The organism is Flavobacterium sp. 90 (genome assembly GCF_004339525.1).
Classification (GTDB): Bacteria; Bacteroidota; Bacteroidia; order Flavobacteriales; family Flavobacteriaceae; genus Flavobacterium.
The window spans coordinates 285,547-298,776 of sequence record NZ_SMGE01000001.1 but is presented as its reverse complement, the minus strand read 5'-3'; the positions used below and the strand labels follow the sequence as shown (position 1 = coordinate 298,776).

General features: G+C 33.5%; 8 protein-coding genes. 6 read left to right on the top strand and 2 right to left on the bottom strand.

All coding sequences use genetic code 11. The features are described from left to right. Positions 1–131: 131 nt before the first annotated feature. The 6 genes from asnB (at position 132) to C8C83_RS01185 (ending at position 11,921) form a co-directional block, all read left to right on the top strand. Positions 132–1,748, top strand: a complete 1,617-nt coding sequence (asnB, locus tag C8C83_RS01210; RefSeq protein ID WP_121326070.1) for an asparagine synthase B — start codon at positions 132–134, stop codon at positions 1,746–1,748. Positions 1,749–1,953: 205 nt separating this feature from the next. Continuing rightward, positions 1,954–4,689 carry a pitrilysin family protein gene (locus C8C83_RS01205; protein WP_121326069.1) on the top strand — a complete coding sequence of 912 codons (2,736 nt, stop codon included), beginning with the start codon at positions 1,954–1,956 and terminating at the stop codon, positions 4,687–4,689. A 346-nt stretch (positions 4,690–5,035) separates the two neighbouring features. Then, complete coding sequence (gene gyrB / locus C8C83_RS01200; RefSeq protein ID WP_121326068.1) at positions 5,036–6,976, top strand: DNA topoisomerase (ATP-hydrolyzing) subunit B; 1,941 nt, start codon at positions 5,036–5,038, stop codon at positions 6,974–6,976. A 109-nt stretch (positions 6,977–7,085) separates the two neighbouring features. After that, positions 7,086–8,021, top strand: a complete 936-nt coding sequence (mdh, locus tag C8C83_RS01195) for a malate dehydrogenase (protein ID WP_089353354.1) — start codon at positions 7,086–7,088, stop codon at positions 8,019–8,021. Between the two features lie 228 nt (positions 8,022–8,249). Next, on the top strand, positions 8,250–11,222 hold the full coding sequence (gene secDF, locus C8C83_RS01190; protein WP_121326067.1) for a protein translocase subunit SecDF: 2,973 nt from the start codon (positions 8,250–8,252) through the stop codon (positions 11,220–11,222). Positions 11,223–11,306: 84 nt separating this feature from the next. Beyond that, the gene (locus C8C83_RS01185; RefSeq protein ID WP_121326066.1) at positions 11,307–11,921 is read left to right on the top strand and encodes an acyloxyacyl hydrolase; all 615 of its coding nucleotides are present in this window, start codon (positions 11,307–11,309) and stop codon (positions 11,919–11,921) included. 57 nt (positions 11,922–11,978) lie between these two features. On the opposite strand, the gene lgt is transcribed toward C8C83_RS01185, so the two are convergent. After that, a complete protein-coding gene (gene lgt, locus C8C83_RS01180; protein WP_121326065.1) occupies positions 11,979–12,911 on the bottom strand; it encodes a prolipoprotein diacylglyceryl transferase in 933 nt (310 codons plus the stop codon). Positions 12,912–12,978: 67 nt separating this feature from the next. Further along, positions 12,979–13,218 (bottom strand): membrane protein insertion efficiency factor YidD, encoded by a 240-nt coding sequence (yidD, locus tag C8C83_RS01175; RefSeq protein ID WP_089353350.1) that lies wholly within the window; start codon positions 13,216–13,218, stop codon positions 12,979–12,981. Positions 13,219–13,230: the final 12 nt, after the last annotated feature.

The window sequence follows — 13,230 nt, the reverse complement described above, 5'->3', positions numbered from 1 at the left end:
TGATTATAAAGAAGTTATCAAAATAAAGTAGGATTTAATTTTCAGTTTTCTGAAAATTACAGTGATTTTATACCCGGTACATGTCATTTGGGGCATGACCTGAAAACAGAATAAATAAAAAATAGAATAGTATGTCTGGATTATTAGCCGTTATTGGTAAAGGAAAAGACCCGCAACTCGTAAAAGAGCTTTCTAAAAGAATGTCGCATCGTGGTCCTGATGAAAGTGATTTGCAAATTATGGAAAATGGCAGCATAATTAGTCACGAAAGCTTGTCAATTATTGATTTGAAGTCTGGAAAACAACCAATTCAGGGAACTAAAAAAGCCTGGATGGTTCATGATGGAGAAATCTATAATTATCAGGAATTAAAAGATACGGTTCTTAAGAATCATACCTTTAGAACAAAATCAGACTCAGAAGTGATTGTGCATTTGTACGAAGAATTCGGAAATGATTTTTGCAATATGCTTGATGGTGATTTCGCTTTTGTGGTAGTAGATGGCGACAACTATATTGCAGGACGTGATCCTATTGGGGTGAAACCTTTATATTATGGTTTGGATGAAAGAGGGAGGATTTATTTTTCGTCTGAAATGAAACCAATCGCTGATCAATGTAAAACATTTTCGACTTTTCCTCCGGGACATTATTATACGCCAAAAAAAGGGTTTGTAAAGTATTATCAACCTGCATATGAGGATTATGAAAATGCTGTTGAAGAACTTAATTTAGATTTGATCAGAGATACTTTTACAGAAGCTGTTCGTAAACGTTTAATGAGCGAAGTACCAGTTGGAGTATTGCTTTCGGGAGGTTTAGATTCTTCTTTGATTGCTGCAATTGCTTCTCGTTCATTGGTTGACAACGGAAAAAAACTACAAACTTTTTCAATTGGCTTAGATGGTGATGCGCCAGATGCGAAAGCAGCCAGAAAAGCGGCTGAATTTTTAGGTACTGAACATCATGAAATTCATTATTCTGTTGAAGACGGAATAGGGCTTTTAGAAAAAATAATTTACTATATCGAAACTTATGATATAATTTCGGTTAGAGCAAGTGTGCCAATGTATTTATTGTCTAAAGCTATTGCTGAAAAAGGAATTAAAGCGATTCTTTCAGGAGAAGGTGCTGATGAAATTTTTGGAGGACATTTGTATTTTAGAAATGCACCATCGACAGAAGAATTTCAGAAAGAAACTATCGAAAGAGTTCAAAAATTATTTACAGCCGATTTATTGCGTGCCGATAAATCAACAATGGCAAACGGAATAGAAACAAGAGTTCCGTTTTTGGACACTGTATTTCTGGATGCTACTATTCGCATTAGACCAGAAGAAAAACAACCGAAAAAATATGACGGTGTCGAAAAATACATTTTAAGAAAAGCATTTGATACACCTGAGAATCCATATTTGCCAACTGATATTTTGTGGCGTCAAAAAGAACAATTTTCAGATGGAGTTGGATACAATTGGATTGATGAATTAATCGAACATTGTTCTTCTCAGGTTACAGACGAACAATTGGCGGGAGCAAGTGTTGAATTTGCTTATAATTCTCCAACAACAAAAGAAGCTTATTTATACAGATCTATTTTTCATAAATATTATCCGCAAATTAGCGCTGCGCAAACGGTTCGAAAATGGATTCCGAAATGGCAGGAAAATCAAGATCCGAGTGGAAGAGCAAATGCTGCTCACTTAGAAGGAAATTTTGAAACTGCAAAATCAGGAGTGGCGGTTTAGTTAGATCAATTAGATTTTCTATCTGAATAATAAATATAAATCCGAAACAACATTTAGAATGTTCGTTTCGGATTTTTTTATGAGTTTAGCTTTGGATTTGAGGTTTACCGTAAATTACTAAAAGTAAGTTAATATTGATATATCGTGTTTAGGAAAAATATTATATTTGGTTACCAGAAATTAACTAATCCTTTAACTAAAATCTATGAGAAACTTATTATTAAGTGGAATTCTTTGCTGCTCATTAGCTTCAGTGAGTTCAGTTTATGCACAAAAACCTGTTGCGCCCAAATACATTAAAAATGTCGAAGGTGTTAAGGAATATACTTTAAATAATGGACTTAAAGTCCTATTGATTCCGGATGCTTCTCAAAGCAATATGGTTGTAAATATTGTTTACAATGTAGGATCAAGAAATGAAGGTTATGGCGAGAAAGGTATGGCGCACTTGCTGGAACATATGCTTTTTAAAAGTACCAAAAACTTAGGTGATATTAAAAAAATGCTTTCTGATAAAGGAGGAAATGCAAACGGAACAACTTGGCTTGACCGAACTAACTATTACGAGGTTTTTCCATCAAGTGATGAAAATCTAAAATGGAGTATCGAAATGGAAGCGGATCGTATGATAAACGCGACTATTTTGCAAGAGGATTTATCAAAAGAGTTTTCTGTGGTAAGAAACGAATTTGAAATTGGAGAGAATAATCCTGATCGTGTTTTACAGGAAAGAATACTTTCGTCGGCTTATTTGTGGCACAATTACGGAAAAAGTACTATTGGAAGTAAAGAAGATATAGAAAGAGTAAAAGCAAATACGCTTAGAGTTTTTTACGAAAAGTATTATCAACCGGACAATTCAACTTTGATAATTGCGGGTAAGTTTGACGAGCAAAAAGCGTTGCAATATGTTGGACAATATTTTGGGGCAATTCCAAAACCTAAAAGAGTTCTGGACAAGACTTATACAGTTGAACCTGCACAAGATGGAGAAAAATATGTTGAGCTAAACAGAGCAGGAGATAGTAAAAACATTGGTGCTTTGTATCACACAGCGGCTTATGTGGATAAGGATTATGCTGCAATTGATGCTTTGGGCGAAATTTTAACTTCGGATCCATCCGGATATTTATACAAGTCATTAATAGAGACTCAAAAAGTGTCTAGTATTTATTATTGGCAGCCAACAACAAGAGATGCGAGTTATATTTATTTTGGAGTTGCAGTTCCTAACGATAAAGATATTAAAGCGACTAAAGACTTAGTTAGGACAGAGTTGGATAAAATAGGGACTACTAAATATACTGACGAAGATGTAACGAGAGCAAAAGCAAAAATCATAAAACAACTTGATGGTATAAAAAACAATACGATTTCATTTGCAATAAATCTTACTGAGATTGTTGGAGCCGGAGATTACAGATTAGGTTTTATGTACAGAGATGCAATCGAAAATCTGACTAAAGAAGATATTCAAAGAGTTGCAGATAAATATTTCAGAAGTAATAACAGAACGGTTGGAATTTTTATTCCGTCTAAAGATGAGATAAGAGTGAAACCTGTTGAATATACAGATGAGCAAATTGTGGCTTTGACGAAAGATTACAAAGGAAAAGCTTTAGAAAAAGAAGCTGCAGCATTTGAAGCTTCTATCAAGAATTTAAAACAAAACTTTGTAGAAGGTAAATTAAGCAACGGAGCAAAATACGGCTTAATTAAAAAAGAAATAAAAGGTGGAAAAGTTCAGGCGAGTTTTCAATTTCCGGTAAGTAACGAAAAGGATTTGGAAGGTAAAGAAGACACTGGATCTATTCTTGCTCAATTGTTAAAAACAGGTACAAAAACAAGAACTAAAGAACAAATTAGCGATCAGTTAGATCAGTTAAAATCTAGTTTGTATTTTGATTATTCAGGTCAGACTTTATCAATTAACATTAATACGTACAAAGATAGTTTTAAAGGTGTGATGGAGATTTTGGGAGATTTATTGGTTAATTCTACTTTTCCTGAAAATGAGCTTACAAAAACAATTAGTGAGTACAATACTTATTTAGAGTCAAGCCTTAATGATCCACAATCTATCGCTTTTATTGAGGTTTCAAGAATGACATCAAATTATCCAAAGGGAAGTATTTTTTATACATCAACAGTTCAGGAACAAATCGAAGCTTACAAAAAAATCAAGCAATCTGAAATCGTTGATTTTTACAAAAATATCTTTGGAGGAAATAATGGTTTAGGAACTGTTGTTGGAGATTTGGATGCTAAAGAGGCAGGACAAATTTTGGAAAATACTTTTGGTAAATGGAATTCTAAGTCTAAATATGTTCTTGCTTTGCCAACGTATTCAGAAACTAAAAAGATAGATAAAGATTATATCACTCCGGATAAAGAAAATGCGGTTGCAACTGGTAAAATTGCTTTTAAAATGAATGTAAAAAGCCCGGATTATCCTGCATTTGTTATGGCAAATGAAATTCTTGGAAGTGGTGGATTTTTGAGTGCAAGAATCCCGATGAGATTAAGAGAAAAAGAGGGAATCAGTTATGGAGCGGGTTCATTTATTGATATTCCGGTTACGAATGATGTTGCTTTTTGGGAATATTATGCATTTTTAAATCCAACGAAAAAAGGTGCAGTTGAAGCAGCAACTAAAGAAGAAATTGCAAAAGCATTAAAAGACGGATTTACTGCTGAAGAATTGAAATCAAATTTAGTTAGCTGGCTTAACGAAAGAAAAACAAGATTAGGAAATGATATGATGTTGATTAATTTGACTAATAAATATCTTCAATATGGAATTCCTTTAGAAGATTACGATGATCTTGAAAGTAAAGTAAAAGCTTTGAAAGTTGAAGAAGTAAATGCTGTTTTGAAAAAGTATTTAAGTTTAGAAAAAATGACTTCAATTTATGCTGGAGATTTTAATAAGAAATCATAAAGAATGAAATTCCAAATATTATAAATTCCAAATTCTAAATTTGGGATGAATTATAAAGACCGAAATAACATTAAAAATGTTATTTCGGTCTTTTTTTGCCTGATCTGAAGTTTTTGGAATTTGGAATTTATCCCGAAGCTTCGGGATTGGAATTTGAAAAAATGAAGATTTTTTCGATTTTATTTTTAAAAGAGGCTAATTTTTTGAATTTGGGATTTATTTTTTGTTTTTTCAGACAATTGTGTTGATAACTTAAGTGCTTTAAATTGGAATTTAACGGATATATAATTTGCGTTTTTATATATTTGCGTGTTAGACAATAATTACATTTTTTAGAATAAATTATATGAGCGAAGAAATCAAGAAGAACAATTATTCAGCAGATAGTATTCAGGCATTAGAAGGAATGGAGCACGTAAGAATGCGTCCATCCATGTATATTGGAGATGTGGGGGTTCGAGGGCTACATCATTTGGTTTATGAGGTTGTTGATAACTCTATTGATGAGGCGATGGGAGGACATTGTGATACCATTGGTGTTGCAATAAATGAAGACGGTTCGGTAACAGTTGAAGATAACGGTCGTGGTATTCCAGTTGATTTACATAAAAAAGAAGGTGTTTCGGCACTTGAGGTAGTAATGACTAAGATTGGTGCCGGAGGTAAATTTGATAAAGATTCTTATAAAGTTTCCGGAGGTTTACACGGTGTTGGGGTTTCTGTTGTAAATGCGCTTTCTGTGCATATGAAATCTACTGTTTTTAGAGACGGTAAAATCTACGAACAAGAATACGAAAGAGGAAAATCATTATATCCTGTTAAACAAATTGGAGAAACAGAGAAAAGAGGTACGCGTCAGACTTTTTATCCTGATGATACTATTTTTACTCAAACCATAGAGTTCTCTTATGATACTTTATCAGCTCGTATGCGTGAGCTTTCTTTCTTAAACAAAGGAATCACAATCACGTTTACAGACAAAAGAGAAGTTGATGAAAAAGGGGAGTTTAAAAGTGAGGTATTTCATTCTGACGAAGGTCTTAAAGAATACATTCGTTATTTAGATGGTAACCGTGAGCCAATTATTTCTCACGTAATCAGCATGGATCACGAAAAAGGTGAAATTCCGGTTGAGGTTGCCTTGATTTATAATACAAGTTATACAGAGAATATTTTCTCTTACGTAAATAACATTAATACTCACGAAGGAGGAACGCATTTACAAGGTTTTAGAAGTGGTTTGACAAGAACCCTTAAAAAATACGCAGATGCATCCGGAATGTTGGATAAATTGAAATTCGAAATTGCCGGAGATGACTTCCGTGAAGGATTAACAGCTATTATTTCGGTAAAAGTTGCAGAACCGCAATTCGAAGGACAAACCAAAACTAAACTAGGAAACAGAGAAGTAGTTTCTCCGGTTTCTCAGGCTGTTGGAGAAATGTTAGAGAATTATTTGGAAGAAAATCCAAATGATGCGAGAATCATTATCCAAAAAGTAATTTTGGCTGCACAAGCCCGTCACGCTGCTAAGAAAGCACGTGAAATGGTACAGCGTAAAACCGTTATGGGTGGCGGTGGATTGCCAGGAAAACTTTCAGATTGTTCTGAGCAGGATCCTGCAAGATGTGAGGTTTACCTTGTCGAGGGAGATTCGGCTGGTGGAACAGCAAAACAAGGTCGTGATCGTAACTTTCAGGCGATTTTACCATTACGTGGTAAGATTTTGAACGTTGAGAAAGCGATGCATCATAAAGTATTCGAAAACGAAGAGATTCGTAACATCTTTACTGCATTAGGAGTTACCGTTGGTACTGCAGAAGACAGTAAAGCCTTAAATCTTGAAAAACTAAGATATCATAAAGTAATCATCATGTGTGATGCCGATGTCGATGGTAGTCACATTTCTACCTTAATATTAACGTTCTTCTTCCGTTTCATGAAAGAATTGATCGAAGAAGGTCACGTTTATATCGCTGCACCACCTTTATATTTGGTTAAAAAAGGAAATAAAAAAGAATACGCATGGAATGATGTTCAACGTGATCAGGCGAATGAGAGAATGGGAGGAAGTGCTGCTATTCAACGTTATAAAGGTCTTGGAGAGATGAACGCGGAGCAATTATGGGAAACTACAATGGATCCAAGTTTTAGAACTTTACGTCAGGTAACAATTGATAGTTTGGCAGAAGCTGATAGAGTTTTCTCAATGTTAATGGGAGATGAGGTACCGCCACGTAGAGAATTTATCGAAAAAAATGCAGTTTACGCAAATATCGATGCATAATAAATTTTAACACTACAATTCGTTTAATTGTTTAAATTTACTAAACAGTTAAACGAATTGTCTTTTTATAAAATAAACAATTTAATTAATAACCGATAAAGTATAAAATATGAAAGTTACCATTGTAGGAGCAGGAAATGTTGGAGCTACATGTGCAGATGTTATTTCTTATAGAGGAATTGCAAGCGAAGTAGTGTTGTTGGATATTAAAGAAGGTTTTGCCGAAGGTAAAGCATTGGATATTATGCAATGTGCTACAAATACAGGTTTTAATACCAAAGTATCTGGAGTAACCAACGATTATTCTAAAACCGCCGGAAGTGATGTAGTGGTTATTACATCAGGGATTCCGAGAAAACCAGGAATGACTCGTGAAGAGTTGATTGGTATAAATGCAGGAATTGTAAAAACAGTTGCTGAAAACGTATTGAAACATTCTCCGAACACTATAATAGTTGTAGTTTCTAATCCAATGGATACTATGACTTATTTAGCTTTAAAAGCTACAGGATTACCAAAAAACAGAATTATTGGTATGGGTGGAGCGTTAGATAGTTCACGTTTTAGAACTTATCTTTCATTAGCTCTTGATAAACCTGCAAATGATATCTCAGCAATGGTTATAGGTGGACATGGTGATACAACTATGATTCCTTTGACACGTTTGGCATCTTATAACGGAATTCCGGTAACAGAATTTTTATCTGAAGAAGCTTTACAAAAAGTAGCTGCTGATACAATGGTTGGAGGAGCAACACTTACAGGTCTTTTAGGAACATCTGCCTGGTATGCGCCAGGAGCTTCTGTTGCTTATTTAGTTGACAGTATCTTAAACGATCAAAAGAAAATGATTGCTTGTTCAGTTTTTGTAGAAGGAGAGTATGGGCAAAATGATATCTGTATAGGAGTGCCTTGTATAATAGGTAAAAACGGAGTAGAAGAAATTTTAGACATTAAATTAAACGAGCAGGAGAAGGCTTTATTTGCTAAAAGTGCAGATGCAGTTCGTGGAATGAATGATGCCCTAAAGTCGATTTTAGTATAACAATTTTCGAAAAAAAAGGAGAAGACTGCACTTTTGCAGTCTTTTTTTTAAGATTAATTAATAAATAAATTGGTTAATGTTTTCGTTAATTATATATTTGCTCGGTTTAAAAAAAATGTTGTAATTCGTGATCTCGATTTTTTAGTTTTAAAATCTCATGTCAGGGCTTATTTTATGGGACTTTAAAACAAAAAACAAACAATAAAACATAATTAATTTTTAGTAATAATGCAGAATAAAGGACTTATTAAATTTTTCGCAATTCTATTTGCATTGGTAAGTATTTACCAACTTTCGTTCACTTTTGTGGCAAACAGCGTCAAAAGTGAAGCTAAAGCTTTTGCAGGGGACAATCCTGATAAAGAGCTAAAATATTTAGATTCTATCGGTAAAGTAAAAGTTTACAATCTTGGTTTCACGGATTTTACTTATAATGAAGTAAAAAACAAACAACTAAACAAAGGTCTTGACTTAGAAGGAGGAATCAACGTGATTCTTCAAATTTCTATTAAAGACGTTTTAAAAGGATTAGCAAACAATTCTAAAAATCCGGTATTTAATAAATCATTAGCTGATGCAAGTGCAAATTTAGAAGGAAACAAAACCTATTTAAATAAGTTTTTTGAAGCTTTTGAAGCGAACTCAAACGGAACTACAAAATTAGCTTCACCAGATATTTTTGCAAACAGAGGTTTACAAGGAGATGGTGGAATTGACTTTCAAATGTCAGATTCACAAGTTCAAAAGGTAATCAAAAGAAAAGTTGATGAGTCTGTAGAAAGTGCTTATAAAGTATTAAGAGAGCGTATCGACAAATTTGGTGTTACACAACCAAACATTCAAAAATTAGGAGAAACAGGAAGAATCTTAGTAGAACTTCCAGGTGCTAAGGATGTTGATAGAATTAAAAAATTATTAGGTGGAAAAGCTCAATTAGAGTTCTGGGAAACTTATAAAATTGAAGAAGTTGGAAACTTTTTAGTTGCTGCTAACGAAGCGCTTAAAAAGACTGAAATCAAAAAAACAGAAACTAAAGCTGTTGCTAAAGATTCATTGAATGCTTTATTAACTGATGCTAAAGATTCTGTTGATACTAAAAAAGGAAACAATCCATTATTTGACAAAATGTTAGGTCAAGGTGGTGGACCGGTTTTAGGTTACTTTGCTCCAAAAGATACTGCAGTTATCAATGGATACTTAAAAAGACAAGATATTAGAATTTTATTAGGAGCTGACCAACACAATGCAAAATTTGTTTGGAGTAAACCAACTACTATTAAAGATGCTAAACAAAAAGATATTGAAGCAGTAGAATTATATGCTTTAAAAGGAAACAGAGATAATACTCCTGCAATGGCTGGTGGTGTTGTAACTGATGCAAAAGACACTTTTGACCAATTAGGAAAACCAGCTGTTTCTATGCAAATGAACAGCCAGGGAGCTAAAATCTGGGAAGAATTAACAGGAAGAGCTTTTTCTCAAAAAAGTTATATCGCTATTGTACTTGATAACGTAGTTTATTCTGCTCCTGGAGTAACTAGTGGACCAATTGCTGGTGGAAGATCTGAAATTACAGGATCTTTTGATGTTGCTGAAACTAAAGATTTAGCTAACATTTTGAATGCAGGTAAATTACCGGCTTCTGCAGATATTATTCAATCAACAGTTGTAGGACCATCTTTAGGTCAGGCTGCAATTGATGCTGGAACAATCTCATCTGTATTAGGATTTTTATTAGTTTGTTTATGGATGGTATTCTATTATGGTAAAGCGGGTTGGTATGCTAACCTTGCATTATTATTGAATTTACTTTTCTTGTTTGGAATTATGGCAAGTTTTGGTTTTGTATTAACATTGCCAGGTATTGCAGGTATCGTATTAACATTAGGTACTGCGGTAGATGCGAACATCATTATTTTTGAAAGAGCAAAAGAGGAATTACGTGAAGGTAAATCTTTATCTGAAGCAGTTGTAGCATCTTACGGATGGCACGGTGCAATGCGTTCTATCATTGATGCAAACGTTACGCACGTTTTAACTGGAGCTATCTTGTTTATTTTTGGAACAGGACCAATTAAAGGTTTCGCTTTAACATTACTTATTGGTATCGTAACTTCATTGTTTACGTCAATCTTTATTGCTAGAATTTTCATCGATAGAAATATTGCTGGAAAAGGAGATTTAACTTTCTCTACAAACATTACTAAAAACTGGTTTACTAATTTCCACTTTGACTTTATTAAAATCAAAAAATTCACTTATATCTTCTCTTCTATTGTAGTTGTAGTAAGTTTAGTTTCTATCTTCTTCGTTAACGGATTAGATGAAGGTGTTGATTTTGTTGGAGGAAGAACATTCCAGGTTAAATTTGAAAAACCAATCGATGCAACTGTAGTATCAGATGAATTATCTGCTGCTTTTGGAACTCCGGTTGAAGCTAAAATTTTAGGTGATGATGATCAATTGAAAATCACAACTAAATATAAAATTAAAGAAGACGGTGTTGCTGTTGACGAAGAAGTGAATAAAAAATTATACGATGCATTGGCGAAATATTTCCCTAATGTTACTTATGAGAAATTCACTAACACTTTTGACGGTAAAAAAGTTGGAGTTTTACAATCTTCTAAAGTTGGAGCTTCTATCTCTGAAGATATCAAAACTAACTCATACTGGGCGGTTCTTGGTGCGATGGCAGTTATTTTCTTATACTTAATGATCTCTTTCCGTAAATGGCAATATTCATTAGGTGCGATTGCAGCTGTTGCGCATGACGTAATCTTTGTATTAGGAATCTACTCTTTATGTTACAAATTCATGCCTTTCCACATGGAAATGGATCAGCACTTTATCGCTGCAATCCTTACCGTAATTGGTTACTCTATGAATGATACTGTAATTGTATTTGACAGAATTAGAGAGTTTATCATTGGAAACCGTAAAGGTAGTTTTGAAGATATCGTAAACGCTTCTATTAATACTACATTATCTAGAACGTTGAATACGTCATTAATGATGATCATTGTATTATTGACAATGTTTATCTTTGGTGGAGAATCTATTAGAGGATTCATCTTTGCAATGTTAATTGGTATTGTTGTAGGTACTTATTCTTCATTATTTATCGCGACGCCAGTATTGGTTGATACGATTTCTAAAGATGATAAACATACAATCGAAGACAAGCATAATGCAGCATAATTAATTGCTTAAATTATATTAAAAAGATCCAGTGAAAGCTGGATCTTTTTTTTGTGCTATATTTAAGGAGTTAAACGTGTGTTTATGATTAGAAAATTACTATTTGTTATAATGTTTCTTCTTGGTGTATTCGGAGCTTCTGCGCAGGTTAAAAAAGATAATTTTGCGATTGGTTTTAATTATGGAGTTGGTAGTGAATTCACTAATAGAAATTATACTTTTACAAACCAATTCTACAAACTTCAATTGTATTATCGATTAAAAGAAACGAAACATTTTCAGTTTGAAATATTAGTGCAGCCCGAAGTTAATTTTGCAACACACCAATTGCTTAATCTCTATTTTGTAAAACCTGAAGCGCCCGATTATATTCATAAAAGAGAAGAATATACAAAGCTGAAAGATATTCATGAATACGTCCTAAATCTTGGTTTTTTAGTTAGAAAGCCAATTGGCGAAATATTTTCGGTTTATGCTTTAGGGAGTATTGGACCTATGATTACGGACACGCAAACAGAACGCATGACTAATGGTTTTGCTTTTGCCGATGTTTTTGCAATTGGAATTTCGGCACAGATAAATCAATTTAGGTTTGATCTCCGTCCAAGCGTGCGACATGTCTCGAATGCCGGATTAAATAACGAAAATGCAGGGTATAATACCAAGAATATTGAAATTGGTATTTCGTATTGTCTATAAGTAAAAACGCCCAATACTGTAAAAGTATTGGGCGTTTTTTAATATTTGAAAAATCTTCTAAGATTCTGCTAAAGGATTTTTTTGTGCTCTGATGATAAAGTAAAGACCAATAATAATAAACGGAATGCTTAACCATTGTCCTGTTGAGAAAAGACCTAATTCTTCTTCGATTCCGCCTTGACTTTCTTTTACAAATTCTACAACGAAACGTACTGCAAATAAAAGAACTAAAAACAATCCGAAAAGATATCCTGATTTAAGTCTTGCATTTGTTTTCCAATACAAGAAATACAAAATTGCAAATACAAATATGTAACTAATTCCTTCGTACAATTGTGTTGGGTGTTTTGCAGGAACCTGAGCTAGTAAATCAGCAAATTTTGGATCTGTAGCAATTGCAGTATAAGCATCTTTTGGATTGGCGATTTGAGTTTTTTCAACCGCGTCGGCTTTACTGAATGTATCATGTAAAAAACGAATTCCAAATGCAGATTTAGTTTCGTGTCCAATAATTTCTGAATTGAAAAAATTTCCTAAACGAACAAAAATAGCGCCACTTGCTACCGGAATAACAACGCGGTCTAAAATCCATAATAAAGGACGTTTTAAGATTTTTTTGCTATAGTAATACATTGCAATAATGATTGCGATTGCAGCGCCATGACTTGCTAAACCTTGAAAACCTGTGAATTCAAATTTTGGTTCGAATTTAACCGGTAAAAAGATTTCTAATAAATGATTTCTGAAATATTCCCAATCATAAAAGAAAACATGTCCTAAACGAGCACCAATTAAAGTTGCTAAAACGGTCCAAACAAATAAAGAATCTAATTTTTCTATTGATTCGTTTTCACGTTCAAAGATTTTTTTCATTATGAACCATCCTAAACCAAAAGCAATTACAAACATTAAGCTGTAATAACGGATCATAAAAAATCCTAAATCGATTCCTTCCGAAGGGTTCCAAACGATGTTTAAAGGGTGTGTCATGTAATATTGTGTGTTTTTATTGGTTGCAAAAATAAATGTTTAAAGCAAGGATCTTCTTTACGAAAAGTTAATGTTTGTGTGAACATTTCTTTTCGGGAACAGGATCATAGCCGGTTCTTCCCCAAGGATGACAACTCAAAATGCGTTTCATTCCTAAATATCCTCCATAAAATAATCCATGTTTTTGCAAGGCTTCAATCATATAACTCGAACATGTTGGTTCGAATCTGCAGGATGCCGGTGTAAATGGCGAAATTGCAGTTTGATAGAAACGCACTAATAAAACAAATGGAGTGATTACTTTCATGATTTATTAGAA